Source organism: Salinimonas profundi (assembly GCF_014750655.1).
GTDB classification, from domain to species: Bacteria; Pseudomonadota; Gammaproteobacteria; order Enterobacterales; family Alteromonadaceae; genus Alteromonas; species Alteromonas profundi_A.
The window spans coordinates 20,465-45,759 of the sequence record NZ_JABBXD010000012.1 but is presented as its reverse complement, the minus strand read 5'-3'; the positions used below and the strand labels follow the sequence as shown (position 1 = coordinate 45,759).

General features: G+C 47.5%; 22 protein-coding genes. 7 read left to right on the top strand and 15 right to left on the bottom strand.

Features of this window, described 5'->3' with window-relative positions; all coding sequences use genetic code 11:
• Positions 1-80: 80 nt before the first annotated feature.
• Positions 81-446, bottom strand: coding sequence for a type IV pilin protein (locus HHX48_RS16275; protein ID WP_191026391.1), 366 nt, complete (start codon positions 444-446; stop codon positions 81-83).
• An 87-nt stretch (positions 447-533) separates the two neighbouring features.
• Here HHX48_RS16275 and HHX48_RS16270 point away from each other — a divergent pair, with 87 nt between their 5' ends.
• Genes HHX48_RS16270 through HHX48_RS16255 form a run of 4 tightly spaced genes read left to right on the top strand, consistent with a single transcriptional unit; the run spans position 534 to position 3,010 of the window.
• Positions 534-1,052, top strand: a complete 519-nt coding sequence (locus tag HHX48_RS16270) for a GspH/FimT family pseudopilin (RefSeq protein ID WP_191026390.1) — start codon at positions 534-536, stop codon at positions 1,050-1,052.
• Positions 1,046-1,651: a hypothetical protein gene (locus HHX48_RS16265; protein WP_191026389.1), complete on the top strand. Its 606-nt coding sequence runs from the start codon at positions 1,046-1,048 to the stop codon at positions 1,649-1,651. Before HHX48_RS16270 ends, HHX48_RS16265 begins: the two co-directional genes overlap by 7 nt.
• Position 1,652: 1 nt before the next feature.
• Positions 1,653-2,558 carry a hypothetical protein gene (locus tag HHX48_RS16260; RefSeq protein WP_191026388.1) on the top strand — a complete coding sequence of 302 codons (906 nt, stop codon included), beginning with the start codon at positions 1,653-1,655 and terminating at the stop codon, positions 2,556-2,558.
• 35 nt (positions 2,559-2,593) lie between these two features.
• Complete coding sequence (locus tag HHX48_RS16255) at positions 2,594-3,010, top strand: hypothetical protein (protein WP_191026387.1); 417 nt, start codon at positions 2,594-2,596, stop codon at positions 3,008-3,010.
• A 212-nt stretch (positions 3,011-3,222) separates the two neighbouring features.
• Here HHX48_RS16255 and ispH read toward each other — a convergent pair whose 3' ends face one another.
• The 6 genes from ispH to murJ form a co-directional block, all read right to left on the bottom strand.
• Positions 3,223-4,167, bottom strand: coding sequence for a 4-hydroxy-3-methylbut-2-enyl diphosphate reductase (gene ispH / locus HHX48_RS16250; protein WP_191026386.1), 945 nt, complete (start codon positions 4,165-4,167; stop codon positions 3,223-3,225).
• A gap of 10 nt (positions 4,168-4,177) precedes the next feature.
• Positions 4,178-4,621, bottom strand: a complete 444-nt coding sequence (fkpB, locus tag HHX48_RS16245) for an FKBP-type peptidyl-prolyl cis-trans isomerase (RefSeq protein ID WP_191026385.1) — start codon at positions 4,619-4,621, stop codon at positions 4,178-4,180.
• Positions 4,622-4,630: 9 nt separating this feature from the next.
• The gene (gene lspA, locus HHX48_RS16240; RefSeq protein ID WP_191026384.1) at positions 4,631-5,152 is read right to left on the bottom strand and encodes a signal peptidase II; all 522 of its coding nucleotides are present in this window, start codon (positions 5,150-5,152) and stop codon (positions 4,631-4,633) included.
• Positions 5,145-7,970 (bottom strand): isoleucine--tRNA ligase, encoded by a 2,826-nt coding sequence (gene ileS, locus HHX48_RS16235; RefSeq protein WP_191026383.1) that lies wholly within the window; start codon positions 7,968-7,970, stop codon positions 5,145-5,147. Before ileS ends, lspA begins: the two co-directional genes overlap by 8 nt.
• A gap of 81 nt (positions 7,971-8,051) precedes the next feature.
• Positions 8,052-8,975: a bifunctional riboflavin kinase/FAD synthetase gene (gene ribF / locus HHX48_RS16230; RefSeq protein ID WP_191026382.1), complete on the bottom strand. Its 924-nt coding sequence runs from the start codon at positions 8,973-8,975 to the stop codon at positions 8,052-8,054.
• A 95-nt stretch (positions 8,976-9,070) separates the two neighbouring features.
• Complete coding sequence (murJ, locus tag HHX48_RS16225; RefSeq protein WP_191026381.1) at positions 9,071-10,630, bottom strand: murein biosynthesis integral membrane protein MurJ; 1,560 nt, start codon at positions 10,628-10,630, stop codon at positions 9,071-9,073.
• A gap of 310 nt (positions 10,631-10,940) precedes the next feature.
• Here murJ and rpsT point away from each other — a divergent pair, with 310 nt between their 5' ends.
• The 3 genes from rpsT to HHX48_RS16210 all read left to right on the top strand — a co-directional run bounded on the left by rpsT (position 10,941) and on the right by HHX48_RS16210 (position 13,934).
• Positions 10,941-11,201, top strand: coding sequence for a 30S ribosomal protein S20 (gene rpsT / locus HHX48_RS16220; protein WP_139755753.1), 261 nt, complete (start codon positions 10,941-10,943; stop codon positions 11,199-11,201).
• Positions 11,202-11,393: 192 nt separating this feature from the next.
• A complete protein-coding gene (locus HHX48_RS16215) occupies positions 11,394-12,185 on the top strand; it encodes a UDP-2,3-diacylglucosamine diphosphatase (protein WP_191026380.1) in 792 nt (263 codons plus the stop codon).
• A 27-nt stretch (positions 12,186-12,212) separates the two neighbouring features.
• A complete protein-coding gene (locus HHX48_RS16210) occupies positions 12,213-13,934 on the top strand; it encodes a GNAT family N-acyltransferase (protein ID WP_191026379.1) in 1,722 nt (573 codons plus the stop codon).
• A 61-nt stretch (positions 13,935-13,995) separates the two neighbouring features.
• On the opposite strand, the gene dapE is transcribed toward HHX48_RS16210, so the two are convergent.
• From dapE to tig, 8 genes are all read right to left on the bottom strand, one after another.
• A complete protein-coding gene (gene dapE / locus HHX48_RS16205; RefSeq protein WP_191026378.1) occupies positions 13,996-15,153 on the bottom strand; it encodes a succinyl-diaminopimelate desuccinylase in 1,158 nt (385 codons plus the stop codon).
• 94 nt (positions 15,154-15,247) lie between these two features.
• On the bottom strand, positions 15,248-15,562 hold the full coding sequence (locus tag HHX48_RS16200; protein WP_191026377.1) for a hypothetical protein: 315 nt from the start codon (positions 15,560-15,562) through the stop codon (positions 15,248-15,250).
• A gap of 620 nt (positions 15,563-16,182) precedes the next feature.
• On the bottom strand, positions 16,183-18,069 hold the full coding sequence (locus tag HHX48_RS16195; RefSeq protein WP_191026376.1) for a SurA N-terminal domain-containing protein: 1,887 nt from the start codon (positions 18,067-18,069) through the stop codon (positions 16,183-16,185).
• Between the two features lie 254 nt (positions 18,070-18,323).
• On the bottom strand, positions 18,324-18,596 hold the full coding sequence (hupB, locus tag HHX48_RS16190) for a nucleoid-associated protein HU-beta (RefSeq protein WP_018983015.1): 273 nt from the start codon (positions 18,594-18,596) through the stop codon (positions 18,324-18,326).
• Between the two features lie 317 nt (positions 18,597-18,913).
• Entirely contained in the window at positions 18,914-21,268 is a 2,355-nt protein-coding gene (lon, locus tag HHX48_RS16185) for an endopeptidase La (RefSeq protein ID WP_191026375.1), read from the bottom strand.
• Positions 21,269-21,890: 622 nt separating this feature from the next.
• Positions 21,891-23,168, bottom strand: coding sequence for an ATP-dependent protease ATP-binding subunit ClpX (clpX, locus tag HHX48_RS16180; RefSeq protein ID WP_191026374.1), 1,278 nt, complete (start codon positions 23,166-23,168; stop codon positions 21,891-21,893).
• A 73-nt stretch (positions 23,169-23,241) separates the two neighbouring features.
• A complete protein-coding gene (gene clpP, locus HHX48_RS16175) occupies positions 23,242-23,868 on the bottom strand; it encodes an ATP-dependent Clp endopeptidase proteolytic subunit ClpP (protein ID WP_139755745.1) in 627 nt (208 codons plus the stop codon).
• 98 nt (positions 23,869-23,966) lie between these two features.
• Positions 23,967-25,271, bottom strand: a complete 1,305-nt coding sequence (gene tig, locus HHX48_RS16170; protein WP_191026373.1) for a trigger factor — start codon at positions 25,269-25,271, stop codon at positions 23,967-23,969.
• Between the last annotated feature and the right edge of the window lie 24 nt (positions 25,272-25,295).

Below are 25,295 nucleotides of genomic sequence, written 5' to 3'. Positions count from 1 at the left end.
CCTGATGTAATGATTGGTGTGTCAGTGGAATACTGTTTCGATGGTACGAAAAAAATCAGGAAGCCGCCGGAGCAGGCTGATTATCGCCAGCATTTTTCCGGCAGTTTGTTAAATTTATCATCGATAGACAAGGTCTGACATCCGGTCTGTGCATCTTCACTGGTCGCAACCAAGCGAAACGAGTCTGTCGTTATATCCTGCGTGTTGATTTTGTATTCGACGCCGTTTTCGACTTCGTAAACGCCATCAATGATCTGGTAGGCGTCATGTTTTATCCGGTATGCCTGTTGCTCATTTTGCAGTTCCATCAGCCTGGCCTGAATAATGGCTAGCTCGCTCTGATTGGAAAAATAATTATAAGCAGGAACACTCAGCGCTGCGAGTATGCCGACTAACGCTAACGCGATCACCGAGTCTGTGATGGTAAGGCCAGTTTGCTTACCCATATTAAAATACCTATCTAACGTACAGCTTACCCACCAGCTTTAATCATTTACTATGCGCACTCGTTTACTATCAATTGCAGGTACGCGGTGCACAAAAACAGTTTTACTTGTCCGGGTGGGTTTTCACTGATTGAATTACTTATCAGCATCGCAATTCTGGCGATACTGTTAATCAATGCTCCGCCATCCTATATCAAGTGGTACCAACAAACCAAATTAAAAAACACTGTCAGTGAGCTCACACTGCTGCTTCACCAGGCGCAGCGCACGGCGGTAACTGAAAATCAGCCGGCATATGTGATATTCAGCGGTGTTAATAACGCCCGTATGACGCTGACGACGTTTGTCGACTGTGTCAGCCAGCAAAACTGTCCGACATCGCAGATAAGCAAACAACTTCTGATCAGTGAGCCTGTAGAAATCGAGGCCATTAGCTTTCCCCACACCTATATTCGTTTTGCGCCCTCTACCGGACTCGCCGATGGGATGGCCGGCACATTCACGCTGCGCGCGAATGATTTTCGCATAAAGTTAATTGTCAGTCGTTTGGGTCGGATCAGAACATGCACACCTGACGCAGGGATAGCAGGTATTCCGTTATGTTGAGTCGCGGCTACACGTTAACCGGCTTACTGATGTCAATGGGTATTGGTGTATCACTATTGGCAGCCGGTGCAACCTTTGCCATGAACCTGTCACAGCAACAGCTAGTGATATCTCAAAAGCTTGAATTGCAAAACCATGTTAAGCGAACAGGACTGCTAATTATGAACGAACTTAGCCGTGCCGGTTATGATGGCATGGCGGGGATACGTTTTATCAGTGGTATACCACGAGACGCATCTCCCTTTTATCCCGCTTTTGAGCTGGGAGTGTCAGGCGGCTACTCTCAGGGGAGCTGCGTAGTATTTCACTATGACAAAAATCACAACGGTACAATTGAAAAGGAGCCTCTTTCGGAGTATTTGGGGTTCAGACTCAAAGATGGCGCCATTGAATCGAGGATGGATGCCAAAGACTGTGATCAGCCGGGATGGCAAGACCTTACCGATCCTACCTATATAAAGGTTGATACGTTCCGTATCTCGCCGGTAAATATCAGCGGCTCAGGTGCCTTGTTGTCCGTTGAAATCAGCGCCACACTTGTCCGCGCGCCATCAGTGTCGGCAAAATTGCACTGGCCCGTGACAGTGAGAAACTTTTAACGTGAAACGTAACACAGGCAGTGTACTGATTCCGCTTCTGATCCTGATGATTATCTGTGCTGGTGGTACAGCGTATGTCACGCATCTTATTTCAGTAAACAGTCAACAAGCGCTGGGGCTGCGCACATACCTTGCATCACGCACCAGTACAGACAATGACCTGAAGTCTGTCAGCAGTTTGCTCAAAGAAACCGGCCATGATGTCAGTATCCTCCCTTCAGATGTGGTTTCACATATTACTGAACAGCAAATCTTACCTATCAGTCAGGGCAGCATAGTTCTGACCAGTGTTGTTATCGGCCATCAGGATAATCAACTGACCAGCGTTGCTGCTCAGTATGTCCGCTACCCCTGGATTAAGCAGCTTCCCTCCCAGCCAATCGTCAGCACCAGCCAGTCAGACCCGGCCCTCAGTATGCACGCGCATTCACTATCGCAAGTAGCTTCAACCCCCGTCGCTTATCCGCAAAATCTGAAATCCTGGCTGCTGAGTGCGCCGGATGCACTTAACACATTGCCTCAGACAATTGCTGATTGTACAGAATTGGATGCATCTTCTCAGGGCGCGTTCATCGTTGATGGGGAGTGTACTATCAGTGAGGAACAGGTTGTGGGCAGCCCCACTCAGCCCGTATTGCTTATCGTACGTCAAAGTCACTTTTCAATGCAGGACAACAGCCAGCTATGGGGCATCTTGTATCATACCGCATCCAGTGAGAACGACCTGAGTCGCATCGACGTTCCTGCCACTGCCGCAATATCCGGTGCGGTGCTGATTGATCATAAGTTAGCGCCCGGTTCCACATTGAATATCAATTATGCGCCCGGCGTACTTGCCAGCTTACGCACTCTGCCGTCACTGCAACTTCATCATTATGTAGCGGGTTCCTGGAGGGATTTTCAGTGAGGCTGGTTAGTCGCGGGCTGGGTCTGGTCGAGTGTATGATAGCGACCCTGCTGTTTGTTAGCTGTGCCACTGCGTTGTTATCAGTGACATACCGGTGGCACGTTCATGTTAAGCGCGCTATAACGTATGAAAATTTGACCGACAAACAGTTATGGCTTACGGCAAAACTGGACACTATCAATTTACCTGTTTACCTGACATTGACCAGCGAAGCCAGAACGCTGTCAGAGCAGACATTAGGGCAGCCAGTGGAAAACGTTTTAGTCAGCGCCCGCAAAATAACCACGACACCATTTTCTTTCCACACAACTGACCTGGACGAGTCTGATTATTCGACGATTGAAATGTCCGTGCAATCCGGCGGGAAAGCGCCTGTCAGAATTACTGTGCAAGTGAGCAGGCCCCGCTCATTTCCACTACCGGATACGATTCCCCTGCCCGTATCGCCGTAACATAATAATCTATGGTATCTGCATCCTGTTCATTGAACGAGCAATAAAATGTCGGCTGGATAAAGTGTTGTGAAGGTTGCAGATAATGTGAATAGTCAGCCATCCGGTTTTGCAGACACACATAACAAAAAAAGCCGCCGTTCCCTCTTACCGGAACAGCGGCTCATCGTTAACATCACAGTAGCTTCGGGCAGTGTTGGGTGAAAAAGCCGTTAACCGACCTGTTTAACACGCAGTTCTTTGGGTACCGCGAATTCAACATTTTCCTCACGGCCCTGACGCTCAGACGCCTTCACGGCTCCCCAGGAAAGTAATCTGTCTACCACGCCTTTTACCAACACCTCCGGGGCTGAAGCACCAGCTGTCACACCAATGTGTTCGATGCCTTCCAGCCACGATTGCTGGATGCAATCAGCATCAGCAATCAGATAAGCCCGGGCACCGACTTTCTCAGCCAGCTCCCGCAGGCGGTTCGAGTTGGAACTATTTTGGGCACCCACTACCAGCAATACTTCGCAGTCAGTTGCAAGCTCTCTGACAGCATCCTGCCGGTTCTGCGTGGCGTAACAGATATCATCTTTACGGGGCCCCTGAATCGCCGGGAATCGTGCGCGAAGTGCATCAATCACATCAGCGGTATCGTCCACCGATAACGTTGTCTGGCTGCAGTAATACAGTTGCGAGGGATCCTTCACAGTCAGCGACTCAACATCTGCTGTTGACTCAACCAGATAAATCCCTCCTTCAGCGTTATCGTACTGTCCCATGGTTCCTTCAACTTCCGGGTGTCCGGCATGACCAATAAGAATACATTCGGTACCGGTTTTACTGGCCCGGGTCACTTCCATATGCACTTTTGTTACCAATGGACAGGTTGCATCAAACACCTTCAACCCTCGATCTTTTGCTTTATTGCGGACCGCCTGAGAAACGCCGTGGGCTGAAAAGATCACAATACTGTCGTCCGGCACCTCGTGAAGCTCATCGACGAACAGCGCACCGCGTTCGCGCAAGCCGTCTACCACAAACTTGTTATGCACAACCTCGTGACGGACATAAATAGGCGGTTTGAACATTTCAAGCGCTCGTTCCACAATAGTGATTGCTCTGTCCACACCTGCGCAGAAGCCACGGGGGTTAGCTAAGTGAATTTGCATATATCGCTCCTTACGCCTGCGGCTCGGTTACCGACAGAATTTCAACATCAAAGATAACCGTCTGACCTGCCAGGGGGTGATTGAAATCAACAGTCACAGAGGTACCCGCTGTGCTGCGAATGATACCCGGAACCTCACTACCGTCAGGTTGTGCGAAAGCCATGATCATGCCTTCTTCTATATCCTGAGAAAACCGACTGCGGTCCATATGATGGACATTATCCGGGTTGGGCTGACCGAACGCATCTTCCGGTGCCAGTGTGAAAGACTTTTTATCGCCCTCTTTCAATCCCAGCAAGCACGCTTCAAAATTGGGCGTAAGACTGCCGTCCCCCATCACCAGTTTAGCGGGCTTTTTGTTGACGCGGGTACTATCTGCTGCGGATCCGTCCTCAAGTTTAAGGTCGAAATGCATTAACACTTCGCTGCTGGGGCCTATGACAGGTTCGGTCATTTCTACTCTCTACTGCTTCGATGTGGATGAAGGTTTTGACTCAGACTTATGTTTATCTGAGATCAGCATATCAATAATCAACAATACCGCCCCGATAAATATTGCACTGTCTGCAAGGTTAAACGCCGGCCAGTGCCACTGTCCAACGTAAAAGTCCAGAAAGTCGATAACATAGCCGTGCACCAGGCGATCATACACGTTGCCAAGTGCCCCACCCAGTATAAAACAAAAGGCAACAGGCAGACATTTTTCAGAACGCGGCGACTTATACAGCCAGCTTAGGATAATAATACTGACGACGAGGGCGATAGCGGTGAAAAACCACCGCTGCCAACCATCAGCATCTGCTAAAAAACTAAACGCTGCGCCGTAATTGTGAACATACGTCAGATTGAAAAACGGGGCCACTTCAATAGACTGAAACAGCCGCATGCTTCCCAGTATCTGGTACTTGCTCCACAGATCCAGCGCAAACACTACTACGCTTATCCATAAAAAGCGCAGACCGGTTTGCGAAAAAGGTTTAAGCATACTGACGCGCTTCCCCTTCGCCATCAACGTTAGTCACACAGCGCTGACACAACTCGGGATGCTGCACACTGCTGCCCACATCTTCACGATGGTGCCAGCAACGCACACATTTCTCGCCCTGCGTTCGGGTTACCGCTATGGCAAGCCCATTAACGTCAGTATCTTTGGCTTCATCAGTGCGCGCTGCCATATCATGCAGCACCACCTTTGAAGTGATCAGAACAAAGCGTAATTCATCTTCTAGCTGGGCCAGTCGCTGTTTAAGCGCGGCATCGGCATACAGGTGGACTTCTGCTTCCAGGGAACCGCCTAACTGACCGTCCTTACGCGCCTGCTCCATAGCCTGGTTAGCAGCATCCTTCACTTCCATGATCTCATGCCAGAAGCTATTACCTAACGTATCGTTATCAGTAAATGCTTCTAGACCTTCGTACCAGCTTTGAGTGAAAACAAATTCTTCGCGCTTGCCGGGAATTTCCTGCCAGATTTCCTGCGCGGTAAAGCTCATTACCGGTGCCATCCAGCGAACCAGCGCTTCAATGATATGGTATAGCGCGCTCTGGCACGACCGACGGGCATTGCTGTTGGCTTTAGCGGTATACTGACGATCTTTAATGATATCCAGATAGAAGCTGCCCAGCTCAATAGAGCAGAAGTGCATGAGTTTCTGACTGACTACCAACAAATCGTATTTCTCATACGCGTCAACCAGTTCCTGCTGCAGCTGGCGTGTTCGACTGACAATCCACCGATCAAGAGCGACCATATTGTCAGGTTGTACCAGGTCCGTCTCGGGGGTAAAGCCATTCAGGTTAGCCAATAAGAAGCGTGCCGTGTTGCGTACCCGCCGATAGCTGTCAGCAGCGCGTTTGAGTATTTCATCCGATACCGCAATCTCACCGCGATAGTCAGTCGAAGCCACCCACAAACGCAAAATATCAGCGCCAAGCTTGTTGGTCACTTCCTGCGGAGCAACGACATTGCCGACAGATTTTGACATTTTACGGCCGTGCGCATCTACCGTGAAACCGTGTGTCAGTACCTGCTTGTAAGGCGCATGACCATACATCGCGGTAGACGTCATCAATGAGGACATAAACCAGCCACGATGCTGATCCGAGCCTTCCAGATAAAGGTCTGCACTGGCTGGGATATCATCACGACGATCCACCACAAAATGGTGCGTGACGCCTGAATCAAACCATACATCCAGCGTATCGGTCACCTTGTCATAATGCTCTACATCGTCACCCAGTAGATCAGCGTCATTGATATCCCACCATGCCTGGATGCCTTTCTGCTCAACCTGCTGCGCAACCTTTTCCATCAATGCGGTGCTTTGAGGATGAATATCACCGGTGGTTTTATGCACATACAGAGGAATCGGAACACCCCAGGTACGTTGTCTTGAGATACACCAGTCAGGACGGCCCTCGACCATTTTTTCGATGCGACTCTCGCCCCATTCCGGGATCCACTGTGTTTTTTTAATTTGTTCGATTGACTGCGCTCGTAACCCTTTTTTATCCATGCTGATAAACCACTGCGGCGTAGCACGGAAAATAATGGGGGTTTTGTGGCGCCAGCAATGCGGATAGCTGTGCTCGTACTTCACGTTCAGAACCAGATTACCGCGCGCCTCTACCGTTTCGATGATGGCGTCATTAGCTTTGAACACGAACTGATTGGCAAACAGCGGCACATTTTCGTTATACACGCCGTTACTGCCTACCGGGTTGTAAACTTCAATACCGTATTGTTTGCCGACATTAAAGTCATCCACACCGTGAGCAGGTGCAGTATGCACGCACCCGGTACCGGAATCGGTTGTGACATGCAGGCCGTTAATCAAAGGAACCTGCAAATCATCGATAAAGGGATGATGGACCATTAATTTGTCCAGTGCTTCTCCCAGACACGTCGCTTTTTCCTCATACTCATCAATACCGTAGCGCTGCATACAGCTTTCGATAAGATCGTGAGCGATTATTAACCAATCGTCGGTTGACTTATTTTCTACCAGTGAATAGGTGTATTCAGGATGTAGGGTAATCGCCCGGTTGGCCGGCAGTGTCCAGGGTGTGGTTGTCCATATGACAACGCCAGTATTGTGCGCTGTCAGATCGGCTTCAGCCACGCCAAATGCGCTGGCAATCTGCGCCGTATCTGCTACCGGAAACTTGACATCGATGGCAGGCGACACTTTATCTTTGTACTCAACCTCGGCCTCAGCCAGCGCTGAGCCACAATCTGTACACCAGTGTACGGGCTTGAAGCCTTTCTCCAGATGGCCGGAGTCGACGACTTTACTCAGCGCCCGAATGATGTCAGCTTCTGAGCTGAAATCCATGGTTTTATAAGGCTTATCCCACTCGCCAAATACGCCAAGACGAATAAAATCTGCCATTTGCCCATCAATTTGCTTTTGCGCATATTGACGACATTTTTCGCGAAACTCGGCCTCAGAGACTTTTTTACCCGGCTTTCCGACTTTCTTCTCTACCATCAATTCGATAGGCAGACCGTGGCAATCCCAACCAGGAACGTATGGCGCGTCAAAATCAGATAGCGTTTTTGCTTTTACAATAATATCTTTGAGGATTTTATTTACCGCATGGCCAATATGAATATTACCGTTGGCATAAGGAGGGCCATCGTGTAATACAAACGGTGCTTTGCCCGCCTTGGCTTCGCGAATCTTTTTATAAATGCCTTTTTCCTGCCAGGTTTTAAGCATCTTAGGTTCGCGCTGCGCAAGATTACCGCGCATCGGAAACGGTGTTTCCGGGAGGTTTAATGTGGCCTTATAATCACTCATAAACTTGTTTTTTCCATCCACCTGAACTGTACGCGCTCTTAGCGTACCCGAATAATTGCTGCCAAATTGACAACTTACGAATTAATCTTTAAAAAAATCACGCGCAACCTGCGCATCATCTTGTATCTGTTGTTTTAACGCATCGAAAGAGTCGAACTTTTGTTCATCCCGAATCTTTAAGCGTGGTATTACTTCAATCGTCTGCCCATACAAATCCGCATTCACGTTGAAGATGTGAACCTCAAGCTGCACCTGTTCGCCATTGAGGGTTGGTCGCGTCCCGACATTTGCCACCCCCTGCCACACTGACTGACGGTAATTAACAGTGACCGCAAAGACACCTCTGAGCGGTGTACGGAAGCGTTTTAGCAACACGTTAGCGGTAGGAAACCCGATGGTACGGCCATTTTTTTCACCGTGGACAACGCGTCCCGGGATACTAAACGGCCTGCCCAACATTGACGCCGCTTTATCAAACGCCCCTTCGCCCAGCGCCTGTCTGACAGCGGTTGAGCTGATACGTCGGTCATCCACGCGAAAGCTTTGTGTGCTGACAACGTCAAAGCCGCTTTTCTGGCCGGCTTCCCTGAGCATGGTAAAGTCACCCTGGCGGCCTTTACCAAAACGAAAATCATCACCAACCACGAGAAATTTCACACCGAGCTTATCAACCAGCAATTCTTCGACAAACGTGTCGGCATGCTGACTGGCAAATGCCTCATTAAATCGAACACACAGCAGGCGATCGACCCCCTGCGCTTTCAGCAAACGATATTTTTCAGCCAGCGTACTTAACCTGGCGGGGGCTTTGTCGGGCGCGAAAACTTCTTCGGGTTGTGGTTCAAAAACCATCACCGTGGCGGGCAAGTTAAGCGCTCTGGCTTTCTCCAGTACATTTTTCAATACCGCTTTGTGACCCTCATGGACACCATCGAATTTACCGATGGTGAGCACGCAGCCACGGTGCCTGTCCCTAAGGTTGTGCAGGCCTCTGATTAATTCCACAACTTGCCGGTACCTTTTTTAAAGTAAACTCTTTGACACAAAACACGCGATTATAAACGACACAACGCGTAATACCAATGACTGTCCATGCAGTTTTAGCTACCTGATGAACTCAGGTGCGAAGGTCGCGTGCCTAATACCAGCATCACCACCACAAACGTGAGCACGGCTGCCCCAATAGTTTTGCTCACATGCAGTATCTGTGGCCATAAATCCAGCAAGTAAAACGCGTCGCCAAGATCAAAATACAGGATAACGGCCCCCATGGCACCACAGGCTATAAATGTGCGTAAAAGAAACAACATCGTCTGAACGGAAAACTTATAAACATCCGTTGAATGCAACCGGGTGTACAACAAGCCTGCATTCAACGCCGCAGACAAGCTGGTTGCGATGGCCAGCCCGATATACCCGTAAGGAATCGCAAATATAAGGTTAAAAACCATATTGGCAACCATACACCAGATACCGAATTTAACCGGTGTTTTGGTATCCTGTCTGGAATAAAACCCCGGAGCAAAAACTTTAACCAACATGAAAAACCACAATCCAAAAGCGTAAGCGGTCAGCGAGTAAGACGCAAATTCAGCGGTTTGCGGGGTAAACTCGCCACGCTGAAAGATAACCGTAAGAATAGGTTCTGCCATCAGGGCCAGGCCAACAGCGGCGGGCAGCCCCAGCGCAGTGACCATTCTCACTGCCCAGTCCATGTTACTGGAAAACGAAGTGGGATCTTTAGTCACGTGATTGCGTGACAACGTCGGCAAAATAACAGTAGCAATAGCAATACCGAATAAGCCTAAAGGAAACTCAAGCAATCGATCAGAGTAATAGAGCCAGCTAATCGAGCCTGTTACCAGAAAGCTGGCAATAAATGTATCAAACAGTAAGTTCAATTGGCCCACTGATACACCGAAAAGGGCAGGAATCATCAACTTTCTTACTTTGACCACGTTTTCGTCATGCCAGCCCCACCGTGGCTTTACCAGAAGTCCGGCTCGGTATAAGAAGGGAAGCTGAAATGCCAGTTGCACAATGCCTCCGACAAAAACACCCCACGCCAACGCGTAGGCCGGTTGTGACATCGACGGCGCCAGCCAGACCGCAAAGCCGATAATACAGACGTTGAGTAATACCGGTGTAAATGCGGCAACGGCAAACTTGTTAAGCGTATTGAGGATTGCCCCGGATAAACCGGTCAAAGAAATAAACGCCAGATACGGAAACGTTATCTTGAGCATGGTGGATGCCAAAGTAAATTTATCACCACCAGGCTCATCATTGAGATAATCAATGAACCAGCCCGTGCCGAACAGTGCGGCCAGCACCGGCGAAGCAATGACGCCGATGAGCGAAACGATAAACACGATTGCACCCAGGGTACCAGAGATTTTGGCAACAAATTCCCGCAATGCTTTTTTATCGTCAAGGTGATGCACTTCTGTCAGTACGGGAATAAATGCCTGTGCAAACGCGCCCTCGGCAAACAAACGTCGCAGAAAATTGGGGATTTTGTTGGCAAAGAAGAACACATCTGCGGCAGCCCCATCACCCATTAGCCGCGCGACAACAACATCTCTGGCCAAGCCCAGAATACGTGAAATAAGTGTCATTACAGACACCACTAACCCGGATTTTAATAATTTACTCGACACAGAGCTTCAACCAATACGTTATTGAGCACAAATAAAGGGGCCACACTATAGCCGAATGCAGCGGTTTTAGAAATCTTCTGCATACGGGCGTCATTAAATGTCCCCGCTGAACAATTAAAATGGCATAGATGGGTGAAATCGCGTGTTCCTGCTGGTATACTCCGCCCCTTCTACGGATGTGCAGGTAGCCGCGTCAGCCCCGTATTTTCAGCCGTTTTGCTGTTTATGCGAAATAGTTTGACAAATAAGCGATTGCTAGGCACAATCCGCACCCTCGTTTTTGACATGAATTTATTTTGGGAGTTACACCTTGGCTAACATTAAGTCTGCTAAGAAACGTGCAATTCAAGCCGAAAAGCGTCGTCAGCATAATGCCAGCCGCCGCTCCATGACTCGTACAAGCATCAAAAAAGTTGTAGCGGCTATCGCTAAAGGCGATAAAGAAGGTGCTCAAGCAGCACTTGCCTCTGCGACTCCGATTCTTGACAGAATGGCTACCAAAGGTTTGATTCACAAGAACAAAGCTGCTCGTCATAAGAGCCGTCTTGCTGCTAAAATCAAAGCTATGTAAGACATCTTTGTGATGTGTAGTAAAAAAGCGCCGCAAGGCGCTTTTTTTTTGCCTGTTTAAATTCAGCGCTTAAACCCGATAATACCAATACTTCCCTCTTTGACTGTCACACGAACGTCAACATAGCGTCACCAATCTGTCACCTCCTCTTTCTATTATCGGTTTGAAAGCTGGCAATTATTGGACGCTGTCATGTCTCACAGACACTATAAAACCCTCTGGATGTCTGATTTACACCTGGGCAACCGCGACTGCAAAGCCGAACACCTTCTGAACTTTCTTAACAATGTGTCCGTGGACACCCTTTACCTGGTGGGCGATATCATCGACATGTGGGAAATGACCCGCCAGTTTCGATGGCCCGATGCGCATAATCAGGTTGTAAAGAAAATCTTATCACTTTCAGAATCAGGCACGCGGGTGATTTATCTTCCTGGTAACCACGATGCGCCGGTACAAAGTTATACCGGCATGGCATTGGGTGACATTGAGATTGCCCGGCACTGTATTCATACCACCGCTGCCGGCAAGCGCTATGTAGTGTTACACGGTGATCAGTTTGACGACGAGGTGACTCTGGGTCAGTTCCATGCATGGTTAGGCGATAAAGCGTACGATCTGTTGTTATTCGTAAATCGCTGGTACAACCGCTACCGAGTCTGGCGAAAACGCGAATACTGGTCATTGGCTGGCTATATTAAACAACACATCAGAAGCGCCAACCTTGCCATTGCACGCTACCGGCAGGCGTGTTGCAACTATGCAAAAGCACATGCGCTGGACGGGATCATTTGCGGCCATATTCATCATCCCGAACAGCGTTACCTTAACGGTATCCATTACATTAATGATGGCGACTGGGTAGAAAACTGCACAGCCCTTGCTGAAGATGAACACGGTAACTTGTCACTCATCCACTATCTGACCACGGACAGTGTACAAAACACGCCGGCCAATCAAGTCCATTCCTCCAAAGCAGCATAAAAAATAGCAAAATAGGAAGCTACAGGTATGTTCACTGTCGATGAAGTTATTAATAAACATTACCCCCAGATTGCTAATAAGCCCTGGCTATCCCGCCCGGCATCATTCATTTTGCGACATTTGCTGCATGAACGTGAAATAAAAGAATTTGGTGAAATGTATCCGCACTATCAGGACATCGATTTTGTCGAGCAGGTCCTGGCCTATTTTACTGTCAGCTACTCCACTCGCAATAACGAAAAAGAGCGCATACCCAGTGAAGGACGGGTGGTTATCATCGCCAACCATCCCATTGGCTCGCTGGATGCGCTGGCGCTGATAAAGTTACTCAGTGAAGTCAGGCGCGACGTAAAGGTCGTTGCTAACCAAATGCTTATGGCGATAGCGCCACTGAATAACATGCTGGTGCCGGTCAATAACATGCAAGGTGGCACGCCCCGACAAAGCCTGCAAACTATCCACTCACATCTGAATGCGGAAGGGGCGCTACTGATATTTCCGGCCGGTGAAGTATCACGTTTACGTCCGCAAGGGATCAGGGACACCCATTGGCACAGCGGCTTTTTGCGCATCGCCAGACAAGCAGAGGCACCCATATTGCCTGCCTATATTGAGGCACGAAACTCACCGGTTTTTTATAGCGTATCGATGCTGTACAAACCCCTGGCAACTACTTTGCTGGTTAAGGAAATGTTCCGGCAACGTCAAAAGCACCTGCCGATTCGCATCGGCGAGCTCATACCGCATACTGCTTACCAGTCGTTGTCATTAGGGGTAAAAGAGCAGGTAAAACTATTCAAACAACACTTATACCGAATTGGTAATGATAAAACAGGCATTTTACCCACACAATCTGCGATTGCCCTTCCCGAAGAAAAACAGACATTGTCGCGGGCTATAGCGCGTGAATGTGAGCACCTCGGGCATACTGCAGATGGTAAGACTATTTATCTTTATCAACACAATGGCTGTTCTGCCATTATGCGGGAGATTGGCAGATTACGTGAACTGACCTTTCGCGCAGTTGGTGAAGGCACGAACACGCGCAGAGATATTGATCGGTATGACTCGCATTATTTTCATCTAATTCTGTGGGACAGCGCCGAACTGGAAATCGTCGGCGCCTATCGCTTTGGTGATGCCACAACACTCTCGGCACCAGCTCATCCAACCGGCTTGTATTCAGCCACCCTGTTTGATTATGAGGACGATAATAGCGCATTATTTTCAGAAGGCCTGGAGCTTGGACGTAGCTTTGTGCAGCCACGGTACTGGGGAAAGCGCAGCCTTGACTACTTATGGTATGGCATAGGCGCATTTTTGCAGCGCTATCCGCAATACCGGTATTTATTTGGTGCTGTCAGTATCAGCAATGCGTATCCGAAACCCGCCCGCGACTTGCTGGTTGCTTTTTATAAGGCCCGGTTTCCAGCTCGCTTTGGACAGGCCAGATCAACCTTGCCCTACCCCGTGCGCACAGATTTGCTGGAAAGGTTTAGCGCATTGCCCTATAAGGCTGCATTTGCTGAACTGAAAAGCCTGCTGGCCAATATGGGCGTCAATGTCCCTACCCTTTATAAGCAATATACAGAAATATGTGAGCCTGAAGGTGTAGGTTTTCTTGATTTCAACATCGATCCGGATTTTGCTGACTGTGTTGACGGACTCATTGTGGTGGACTTGCAGTTGTTAACCGAAAAAAAGCGTAAACGTTATCTTGTGCAACATGATGTGAAAGCGTCCGCTTAACGACGCATCAAGACGGGGCCATTGCGCCCCGTGCTGATGCGTCTGCTATTGGTCCGTTCTGCTAAAGCGCCAACAACAGGTCTGTATATATATCTTCAAGCGTTATAATGTCAGACACGTGGACGCTTTCATTCGCTTGGTGGATGGTGTGATTGGGGACTCCCAACTCGATGACCTGTGTTGACGCGTCAAAAAAACGCCCATCAGATGTGCCGCCAGCGGTGCTAAGCAGGGGGTATTTACCCGTAGTATTTACAATTGCGCGTTCACAACGCCCAAGCCAGCACCCGTTGTTTTTAGGTTCTGTCAGGTAGGGGGAGCAAGGTCGGGACCAGTGAATGTCAGTGTTATTCGATACGCCCTTAATCAGCTTTGTCAAAAGCTGAATCAGGCTGTCATTGGTAAAAGTAGCATCGTAACGAACATTAAATTCTATGCGCGCGGTGCCTGGCACCAGATTATCGACAAATGTGCCAGTATCCAGGTGGGTAATCTGAACTGTAGTGCCAGGAAAATCAGCAGATCCGGTGCTCCAAGTATAGCCGGTCAGTGCCTGAATAATATCACTGGCAGTATGAATTGCATTATGGCAGCTGTGAGGGTAAGCAACATGCCCTTGCTTGCCAGCAACATCAATAGTTCCGGACAATGCGCCACGCCGCCCGACTTTTATTGTATCACCGCTTGCCTTTGATGCAGAAGGTTCACCAATGAGACAGGCTGAAAGCTGTATATTTTGCTTATCAAGCTGTGCCTTCATCCATTGTGTTCCGCACAACGCTTCTCCTTCCTCATCACTGGTGACCAGCCACCAAAATGAATACGCGTCAGGATTCATTTCAGGTATTGCGCGTTCGGTAGCGGCCAGCATTGCCGCAATACCGCTTTTCATATCCGCTGCACCGCGACCAAATAATATATTATCGCGACAGACCGGCGTAAATGGTTCGGTATGCCATTGTTCAAGCGGACCGGGGGCGACGACATCGGTATGGCCACAAAACGCAAAATGTTCAGACCCTGTTCCCCACCGTGCGATAAGGTTTGAAACGCCGTTAACAACGTATCGCTGACAGAGAAAACCAGCCTGAGACAGGTGCCTGGCGATTAATGACTGACACCCATTGTCGTCGGGTGTCACTGATTTACACGCGATAAGCTCACGAGCGTAGTTAAGACTACTCAGAGAGTGACAAAAACTGGCTGATACTTTTTCCATACCTATTGAATCCGCAACGATAAAACAGGCTTTCCAGTTGATATCAGAGATATGACAAGCAGGTAACGCTTTTACGACATTACCATGAAATTAACTAAAACGGATGAAGAACATCCACAATTTCCCGGGTACTTTCAACAAGCCGGACAACTTTGTTTTCCAGGCGCAAAGCGACGGTACCTTTCGATGGGTCCCGGTAAACCACCTTTCCCTTTTTATAGACATCGTAATCGAGTACGTTGCCTTTAGACAACTCGTTACGCCAGCCATCAGGTAAAGCTTTATCAGATCGGTTCTTATCAATGCTTTGGGGAGCGAAATGTCCACGATCAGCAGCATTTGCTGTAAAACAGGTACTTAGAATGACCAGACTAAATATGGCTGGGGAAATCAACGCCGAAAACTTCATAACTACATAGCCCTCAAAGAAACGCACACCCCATAGATAGCATTTAGTGTACCTACTTTATAAAAAAGCCTGTGAGAATTGGCAACTGTCTGTTTTCCAAAAGTTTTAAACCGCTTCCCCGGTTATAAAGGCCATGACCTGGAGAACAAACAAGCAATGCTGTCATAGTGACATGATTAAAGTGTTGCCAAAGCCACACACACGGACGGGCAAACTGGTACTTTATGCTGTATCCCCGCTTCGTAGATTTACCAGATTGATGCATATCAGGCTGATGGTCTGCGTCAGTTGCCACTGCTTGTCTGATATAGCCCGAACACCGGACAATCGAATCGATTTACTGGACGGAGGCAGAAAAATTACGCATTATTTGTCTATGGCTTTTAAGAGAAATACTTGTTGTGCTTAAGATTATTGTATTGGTGCCACTTATTCTTTGTGTACTGTGGATTATATATCTGCGGCTTAACAAATTTACCTTTGAACAGGGTAAACAGGGTTTCTTGTATATTCTGATAGTATCTTCTGTGATCGCTGCTTTTTATTCGCTGATGCTTTTTCTCACACACTAGCAAAAAAAAGGTGTGCCTAAGCACACCTTTCTTATTCGCCGATCGTGCTTACTGGGTAAGCACTTCTATTTCAGCGTTTTCACGTAATCCATTAATAAAGCTTTGGTAAGTGCTTTGACCATACGCAGCGCCCAGACGCTGACGAATGGTGCTTGCCAGCTCTTCATCAGGTGCTTCAGCCTGTTGAATACTCTGTAGCTCTATAACACCCACATTACCTGAAGCCAGCTTCGCAGAACCGGCTTTCTCACCTTCCTGCTCAGACAAAGAAAATAGCGTCTGAACCAAATTACGAGGAAGCTCGCTTTGTCCTCGGCTAACAGACTCAGCGTCCTGCCATGATAATCCATATTGCTCCAGCATTGATGAAATATCTTCGCCGGCATTAAGTTTCGCCACAGCATCCTGAGCCCAGGCAGCCGCTGCCTCCTGTAAACGTTCTGCCTGCAGCTGGCGTTCAATCTGCGCCTTCACCTCAGCCAGCTCACGCGTACGCTGTGGTTCGTGTGCTTTGACTCTCAGCACCATGACCGTTTCGTTATCCAGTTCGATCACTTCACTGTTCATACGATCTTCAATCTGCTCGGCAGAAAACGCAGCGTTCAGCACCGCAGGATTACTCATTACCTCTGGTGCATCTGAGCGTGTAAACAGGCCTGTTTCTTCGACAGGTTGATTAGCGATACCTGCTACATCATCCAATGTCTCTGGCATCTCGAAGGCTACTTCGTCCATGCGACTACGCAACTCATAGAAACGCTCCATTGCCTTGTCATTAAGCAATGTCTCGCGAACCTTTTCCTCAACGTCTGCCAATTCTGTTACTTGCTCTGGCTTGATATCGGTAAGCTTGATGATGTGGTAGCCAAACTCTGTTTCAACCACATCAGACACCTCACCTTCCTCAAGATTGAAAGCTGCTTCTTCAAATGCAGGCTCCATCATATCGCGCGTGATGTAATCCAAATCGCCACCATTTTCTGCAGAAAATGTATCAGCAGAGCTTTGCTTGGCTACCTCAGCAAAGTCAGCACCATCTTCGATTGACTGTCTGAGCTTCTCTGCCTGTTGTTCTGCAGCTTCTTTGTCCTCACCGACTTCGATGAGAATGTGCGAAACGCGACGTTCTTCTTCTGTGTGGTACTGGTCTTTATTGTCTTCGTAGAATGTTTCAACTTCTTCATCGCTTACATCTACGTCTTTCATCACATCATCAACAGAAAGCGTGACATACGCGATATTGACTTTTTCCTGCGTATCAAATGCAGCGATATTCTGCTCGTAAAAATTGTTGATATCTTCATCTGAGATAGTGACGCTGTCAGCAAAGTTTTTGGCATCCACAATAAAGTAGCGGCCACCGCGAATCTGTGATTGCAGCTGCCAGGCACGCTGCGTCTCACCATCCAGGGCAAATGACGAGGCCTGAAGTGCACGGGTAAGCTGTTCGCGGGTTAATTCTACGCGTAAATAATCCCGAAATTGCGCCGGGCTGAAACCGTTCTGCCGTAACACAGCAAGATAGCGCTCGTTATCAAACTGCCCGGCTGTCTGAAAGCCCTGCATGTCTTTGATGGTCTGACGTATCTGGTCATCACCTACACGCAGCCCCATCTCTTCAGCTTTCTGCTCTACCAGCTTGTTATTGATCAGGCTTTGTAAAACATTACTGCGAAATTGTTTAAGGTAATTTTCATCTGCGAACATCGCCGCAATATCTTCACCGTATTGGCTTTCCATCTGAGCGCGCTGACTTTGATAGGCACGCTCTAATTCGTTTTGGCCAATTTCATCGCCATTGACGGTAGCGACTGCCGTGCCACCAGAAGAGCTCAGGTAGCTGCCTACACCGGCAAAGACGAAACTCAATACCACCAGGCCGATGATAATCATTGCCCACGGGCTTTGAGAACCTTCTCTGATTCTTTCTAGCATGATTTTATTTCAACTCCGTTGCTTACCACTTATGTCAGCGTTAGCCGCTTGTCGCAGCATTATGTTTAGAACGCCAACAAATAAGGCAGGATTATAGCGCGATTACACACAAAAACGCGATGGTTTTCCTTTGACAAAAATGTGTATGCGACTGCGTAACATGCGAATACCGTTTGTATTATTGCCTGCCTTTCGAAATGCAGAAATAAAAAAGGCGATGGTAAAAACCATCGCCTTTTTAAAATTTTGTGCGCTTAGTTACACGCGTCTTTTAAAGCTTTACCTGCTTTGAAAGAAGGAACTTTAGCTGCTGCGATTTGAATAGTCTCACCAGTTTGAGGGTTACGGCCACTGCGCGCTGAACGTTCACGAACAGCAAATGTACCGAAACCGACTAGTGCAACTTGGTCACCGTCTTTAAGCGCTGCAGTTACTGCATCAGTGAATGCGTCAAGAGCACGGCCAGCAGCCGCTTTAGAGATGTCCGCACCAGCAGCGATTTGGTCGATGAGTTGAGACTTGTTCACAATTATGATCCCCTTCGTTTGTTATTATACTGTTTGTCCGAAACAATTATCGAATTAATTATCGGAACGTTTAAACAAGCTTGATAACGATAATCAAGCACTGTGTTACAGATAGTTAATTTTTAGTGAGTCGCTGCATCCCTTTAGAGACAAGGCTTCAAGCGAGTACAAAGTAAAGGTATCACAACTTATGGCGCTTGAAAGCCCTATTTTGAAAAAAAGTGAAGGAAATTGGCCATATCGTTCACTTTTTAACCAAAAATTACAGCGAAATAGCTGCCTCACCTTGCCTGGCAAGCGTTTCAGCCATTGCAACCTTAATTTTGTGTTACCACTTCGAAAGATTCCACGGGTTCCTGTAACGCAATGTCGAGTACCTCATCAATCCATTTAACCGGGTGAATAGATAAGGCTTCTTTAACATTATCCGGAATCTCTTCCAGGTCGCGCTCGTTCTCCTGTGGGATAACAACCGTTTTGATACCGCCGCGATGTGCAGCAAGTAGCTTCTCTTTTAAACCACCAATTGCCAGGACTTCACCACGAAGCGTAATCTCCCCCGTCATGGCGACATCGCACTTGACCGGGTTACCGGTTAACGATGAAACCAGCGCAGTGCACATTGCAATACCTGCACTTGGCCCATCTTTAGGCGTCGCACCTTCAGGCACATGAACGTGAATATCCCGTTTTTCATAAAAATCTTCATTAATACGAAGTTTTTTAGCACGACTTCTGACGACGGTCATTGCAGCTTTAATTGATTCCTGCATGACGTCGCCAAGCGAACCGGTCGACGTCATCTTTCCCTTACCGGGCACGGTGCTGGTTTCGATTGTCAGTAAATCTCCACCCACCTGTGTCCAGGCCAGGCCGGTCACCTGTCCAATTTGATTTTCTTTGTCTGCTTTGCCGTAGTCATGGCGCTGCACACCAAGGTAGTCTTTAAGGTTATCCTGTGTGACAACGACCTTATCCTTGCTCTTTGATAACAAAATATCTTTTACCGCTTTGCGACAAACTTTTGATATCTCCCGCTCAAGATTACGAACACCGGCTTCACGCGTGTAGTAACGGATAATACCGATAATGGCTGACTCAGTAATCTCCAGCTCATCTTCTTTAAGCCCGTTGCGCTCCATTTGTTTGCCAATTAAATGGCCAGTTGCAATATTAAGCTTCTCATCTTCGGTATACCCTGACAGGCGGATAACCTCCATTCTGTCTAACAGGGGACCGGGAATGTTCATACTGTTTGACGTTGCAACAAACATCACATCAGACAGATCATAATCGACTTCCAGATAATGGTCTGAAAAACTATTGTTCTGTTCAGGATCCAGTACCTCCAGCAACGCTGAAGCAGGATCACCGCGCATATCGGCAGACATTTTGTCGATTTCATCTAACAGAAACAGCGGGTTTTTGACCCCGACTTTTGTCATATTCTGAATCAGCTTACCGGGCATTGAGCCAATGTAGGTACGGCGGTGACCACGGATTTCAGCCTCATCGCGCACGCCGCCCAGAGCCATACGCACATATTTTCTGCCGGTTGCCTTGGCAACAGACTGGCCCAGTGAGGTTTTGCCCACCCCGGGTGGACCGACGAGACATAGAATCGGACCTTTGAGTTTCTTAACCCGCTGTTGAACAGCAAGATATTCGATAATGCGCTCTTTGACCTTTTCAAGCCCATAATGGTCTGCATTCAAAACTTTTTCAGCCCGCTCAAGGTCACGCTTGACGGGGCTGCGTTTTTGCCACGGTACGCCAGTTAGCCACTCAATGTAGCTGCGCACAACGGTCGCTTCAGCTGACATCGGCGACATCATTTTAAGCTTCTGCAGTTCTGCCCGGGCTTTTTCTTCGGCCTCTTTGGGCATCTTCGATTCAGTAATTTTGTTGCTGAGCGCCTCAAATTCGTCCGGGGCATCGTCCATTTCGCCCAGTTCTTTCTGAATCGCTTTCATTTGCTCGTTCAGATAATACTCGCGCTGACTTTTTTCCATTTGCTTTTTGACGCGGGTACGAATTTTCTTTTCTACCTGCAGCAGGTCGATTTCGCCTTCCATCAATGCCATCAGATATTCAAGGCGTTCGTTCACCCCTTTCATCTCCAGCACTTTTTGTTTTTCGGTCAGCTTTAGCGGCATATGCGCTGCCATCGTATCGGCCAGGCGCGCAGCATCATCGATACCGTTAAGCGAGGTTAATACTTCAGGCGGGATTTTTTTGTTGAGTTTTACGTAGCCTTCAAACTGCGAGACTGCCGAGCGAATCAATACTTCCTGCTCATTTTCAGCAATGGCTTCATCAGCTACCTTATCCACACTTGCTGTGTAGTAAGGCTCAGACTGGGTATACTCGTTAATTTCGCCGCGAACATTACCCTCAACCAGTACCTTTACCGTACCGTCGGGTAATTTCAAAAGTTGCAGAATAGTGGCAATGGTGCCAACGCTATAAATGTCATCCGTTTCAGGCTCATCTACACTGGCATCCTTTTGGGCTACCAGAAAGATTTGTTTGTCGTTTTCCATCGCCGCTTCCAGGCAGCGGATAGATTTTTCACGACCAACAAATAGGGGTATGACCATATGTGGATAGACCACGACGTCCCGTAACGCCAGTACGGGGATCTCAATGCGATTTTCACGCTCAGCTGTCATACGAATACTCTATTGGTTACTAATGTCGATTTATATGGGGTTACAACAGCAAAGTTCAAACCCAGGCGGCGAGATTGGCACAATAAATATCATTTATTGTCATTTTTATAATCTATAAGCGCCAAAACGCTTTTGCGTACTTTGCATATTCACTTTTAACTATTTGAAACCTAAAGGCAATACAATTGTGCCTATTTGTTCAGATATGAATATCGCATGATTAAAATTAAAACAACGCAATGAATTAGCGGAGTAACTTTGCATAAAGAAAAGCATATTGTGCGGTGGTGAAGTGAGACAACTGCCTCACGAACCCATGAGCAGCGATACAAGAAGCAATTGCTAACAGGTATGACATAACATGCTGATACTATGCGAATCTCAGGTCACTTACCGTATTAATCCCCTCTTTGACCACTGCCGGTTTGTCAGCACAAGTTATCACTTTAAGCACGAACACACCGAATGTTGCTTAAGACTTTACTTATCGAATAAAAAAACAGAAGTGATTCACAATACTCACTTTAATCAATCTTGCCTGGCAGCTTTATTCTGAACGCGCTCTGTATTATTACCGGACATAAAAAAACCGGCCTTAGCCGGTTTTTTTAATCACATACATTTATTCAGATGCAGCTTTCTTATTGTCTGAATTCTCATAAATAAGAATCGGTTTGGACTCGCCCCGAATCACCGTCTCGTCAATCACGACCTTTTTCACATCGTTCGTCGATGGCAGATCGTACATCGTATCAAGTAAAACACCTTCGACGATGGAACGCAGACCACGGGCGCCCGTTTTACGGTTCATTGCTTTTTTAGCAATCGCGTGAAGCGCGTCGTCTCTGAATTCAAGCTCAACATCTTCCAACGCGAACAACGCACCATACTGTTTAGTAATAGCGTTTTTAGGTTCGCGCAGAATCTGAATCAAGGCTTCTTCGTTGAGTTCTTCTAAACTGGTAACAACAGGCAGGCGACCGATAAATTCAGGAATCAGCCCGTACTTGACCAGGTCTTCAGGCTCTACCTGTTTGAACAGCTCACTTACCGCCTGCTGATTTTCTTTCGACTTGACCTTCGCGCCAAAACCAATACCACTACCAGTTGCTGCACGCTGTTCGATCACCTTATCCAGGCCTGCGAACGCACCACCACAGATAAACAGAATTTTAGAGGTATCTACCTGCAAAAACTCCTGTTGAGGGTGCTTTCTTCCGCCCTGAGGTGGCACAGATGCAACCGTACCCTCAATAAGCTTCAGCAATGCCTGTTGAACACCTTCACCGGATACATCACGAGTAATTGAAGGATTGTCAGATTTACGTGAAATCTTATCAATCTCGTCGATATAAACGATACCGCGCTGTGCCTTTTCGACGTCGTAATCACATTTTTGCAAAAGCTTCTGTATGATATTTTCAACATCTTCACCCACGTAACCGGCTTCGGTCAGGGTGGTCGCATCGGCCATCGTAAAGGGTACATCCAACAATCTTGCCAGGGTCTCAGCAAGCAGTGTCTTACCACTACCGGTAGGACCGATTAACAGAATGTTGCTTTTGCCCAGTTCCACGCCTTCATGCACGTCTCCGTGACGTAAGCGCTTATAGTGGTTATATACAGCGACTGACAAGACTTTTTTCGCATGCTCCTGCCCAATGACATAGTCATCAAGATGAGAGTGAATCTCATGGGGCCGCGGTAGCGCGTCCTGCTTTTGCTTAGGTGCAATTTCTTTAATTTCTTCACGAATAATGTCGTTACATAATTCGACACATTCATCACAGATAAAAACGGACGGCCCGGCAATCAGCTTTCTCACCTCGTGCTGGCTTTTGCCGCAAAACGAGCAGTAAAGTAATTTGTTGTCACCGTCAGAGTTCTGTTTGTCACTCATTACGTTATGCCTCTGCCTTAGCCGGACTCAAAAAAATAAAATATCGAGGGAGTCCGGGCTACTTAATAATATACTACTTTGTCGTAGCGGCGTCAGATCGATTTGTTAAAACCTGATCGATCAGACCATACTCTTTGGCTTCGGTTGCGCTTAAGAAATTGTCGCGATCAGTATCACGCGCCACGGTCTCATAATCCTGACCCGTGTGTTGTGACAATAATCGGTTTAACTTTTCTTTAATAGAAAGAATTTCCTTCGCATGTATTTCAAAGTCAGATGCCTGCCCCTGAAAACCGCCGAGAGGTTGGTGAATCATGACACGAGAGTTTGGCAAACAATAACGTTTACCCTTCGCACCACCAGACAGAAGGAAAGCTCCCATGCTGGCTGCCTGACCAACACACACTGTGCTGACATCAGGTTTAATAAAATTCATTGTATCGTAAATCGCCATACCGGCAGTGACTGAGCCACCGGGTGAGTTGATATACAGGTAGATGTCCTTTTCCGGGTTTTCCGCTTCCAGAAATAACATCTGGGCCACAATCAGGTTAGCCATGTGATCTTCTACCTGACCCACCAGAAAAATAACGTTTTCTTTAAGCAGACGAGAATAAATATCGTATGAGCGTTCACCTTTAGATGTCTGTTCGACAACCATAGGCACCAGTGCGTTTTGTGGTTCTAATGGGTTAATCATATCTACCTTGATTTGTTAGCGTTAAAAACAAAAATGCTCGGAAGGCTCCGAGCATTTAAGCAGTTGCTGACAGGTTAAGTCAAACAGTGCGAGTAAATTTACGCCTGTTTGTTCATAACCTCATCAAAAGCTTTGGTAACTTCCTGGGTTTTGGCTTTGTCCAATACCCACTCAATTGCCTGCTCTTCTAATGCAACATTTTGCATTTGCTGCATCAGTTCATCGTTGTTTTTGTAGTAATCGATAACTTCCTGCGGATCTTCATATGCAGATGCAGATGTTTCGATTAATGCATTTACTTTTTCTTCGTCAGCTTTCAGCTCGTTCTTTTTGATGATCTCGCCAAGAATCAGACCAATAGACACACGACGCTTTGCATTGTCGGTGAAAAGTTCTGCTGGCAGCTCTGGCATATTCTGACCACCACCTTGCTGACTGAAGCGTTGCTTCGCCTGCTCACGCAGTGCATTTACTTCCTGATCAACCATTGCCTGTGGCACGTCAATCTCATTTTTCTCAAGAAGTTTAGCAATCACATCTTCTTTTACATTCGCTTTTAGCGTTTGGTCTAGCTCACGCTGCATATTTTTGCGAACTTCGTCCTTTAGCGCGTCAACACCGCCTTCTTCGACACCAAACAGCTTAGCAAATTCATCATCGACGTCTGGAAGCTGCTGACCTTCAACGTTTTTCACGTGAACATCAAATACCGCATCTTTCCCTTTCAACGCTTCGGCGTGGTAATCTTCAGGGAACGTTACTTCAACGGTCACATCTTCACCCGCTTTGGCACCTACCAGCGGCTTCTCAAAACCTGGAATCATACGGCCTTTGCCAAGCTCCAGCGTGAAGTCTTCGGCTTTACCGCCGTCAAACTCTTCACCATCGATCTTACCAACAAAATCGATAACAACGCGGTCATCTTTACGCGCTTTACGCTTTACTTCTTTCCACGTCGCGTGTTGCTTTTGCAGCGTTTCCATCATGTTATCGAGGTCTTCGTCAGTGATTTCAACCACTGGCTTCTCAATTTCGATCTCGTCAACGCCTTTAACTTCTACTTCAGGATAAACTTCAAATGACGCAACAAACTCAAGGTCTTCGCCACGCTGGTCTTTTGTCAGTTCAAATTTAGGCATACCGGCAGGGGTAATGTTTTCCTGCATAACGGCCTGATAGAAGTTTTGTTGCATCACATCGCCAGCAACTTCCTGACGAACAGCTTGACCAAAACGCTTTTGGATTACGCTGACCGGCACTTTACCTGGACGGAAGCCATTGATGCGCTGAGTTTTCGCTAATTGCTGTAGGCGTGACTTTACCGCAGAATCAACAGAGTCTGCTGGTACGGTAATAGTAAGACGGCGTTCTAAACCCTGGGTCGTCTCGACTGAAACTTGCATTATGTTACCTCAACTGTACGTCTG

What these genes read in the sequence shown, in the direction of transcription:
- tig (WP_191026373.1), bottom strand. Translation starts at nt 25,271, where the DNA reads ATGCAAGTTTCAGTCGAGACGACCCAGGGTTTAGAACGCCGTCTTACT.
- dapE (WP_191026378.1), bottom strand. Translation starts at nt 15,153, where the DNA reads ATGGAAAAAGTATCAGCCAGTTTTTGTCACTCTCTGAGTAGTCTTAAC.
- HHX48_RS16215 (WP_191026380.1), top strand. Translation starts at nt 11,394, where the DNA reads ATGTCTCACAGACACTATAAAACCCTCTGGATGTCTGATTTACACCTG.
- clpX (WP_191026374.1), bottom strand. Translation starts at nt 23,168, where the DNA reads ATGAGTGACAAACAGAACTCTGACGGTGACAACAAATTACTTTACTGC.
- clpP (WP_139755745.1), bottom strand. Translation starts at nt 23,868, where the DNA reads ATGATTAACCCATTAGAACCACAAAACGCACTGGTGCCTATGGTTGTC.
- lspA (WP_191026384.1), bottom strand. Translation starts at nt 5,152, where the DNA reads ATGCTTAAACCTTTTTCGCAAACCGGTCTGCGCTTTTTATGGATAAGC.
- HHX48_RS16275 (WP_191026391.1), bottom strand. Translation starts at nt 446, where the DNA reads ATGGGTAAGCAAACTGGCCTTACCATCACAGACTCGGTGATCGCGTTA.
- HHX48_RS16255 (WP_191026387.1), top strand. Translation starts at nt 2,594, where the DNA reads ATGATAGCGACCCTGCTGTTTGTTAGCTGTGCCACTGCGTTGTTATCA.
- HHX48_RS16195 (WP_191026376.1), bottom strand. Translation starts at nt 18,069, where the DNA reads ATGCTAGAAAGAATCAGAGAAGGTTCTCAAAGCCCGTGGGCAATGATT.
- ispH (WP_191026386.1), bottom strand. Translation starts at nt 4,167, where the DNA reads ATGCAAATTCACTTAGCTAACCCCCGTGGCTTCTGCGCAGGTGTGGAC.
- HHX48_RS16200 (WP_191026377.1), bottom strand. Translation starts at nt 15,562, where the DNA reads ATGAAGTTTTCGGCGTTGATTTCCCCAGCCATATTTAGTCTGGTCATT.
- lon (WP_191026375.1), bottom strand. Translation starts at nt 21,268, where the DNA reads ATGACAGCTGAGCGTGAAAATCGCATTGAGATCCCCGTACTGGCGTTA.
- HHX48_RS16265 (WP_191026389.1), top strand. Translation starts at nt 1,046, where the DNA reads ATGTTGAGTCGCGGCTACACGTTAACCGGCTTACTGATGTCAATGGGT.
- ileS (WP_191026383.1), bottom strand. Translation starts at nt 7,970, where the DNA reads ATGAGTGATTATAAGGCCACATTAAACCTCCCGGAAACACCGTTTCCG.
- fkpB (WP_191026385.1), bottom strand. Translation starts at nt 4,621, where the DNA reads ATGACCGAACCTGTCATAGGCCCCAGCAGCGAAGTGTTAATGCATTTC.
- HHX48_RS16210 (WP_191026379.1), top strand. Translation starts at nt 12,213, where the DNA reads ATGTTCACTGTCGATGAAGTTATTAATAAACATTACCCCCAGATTGCT.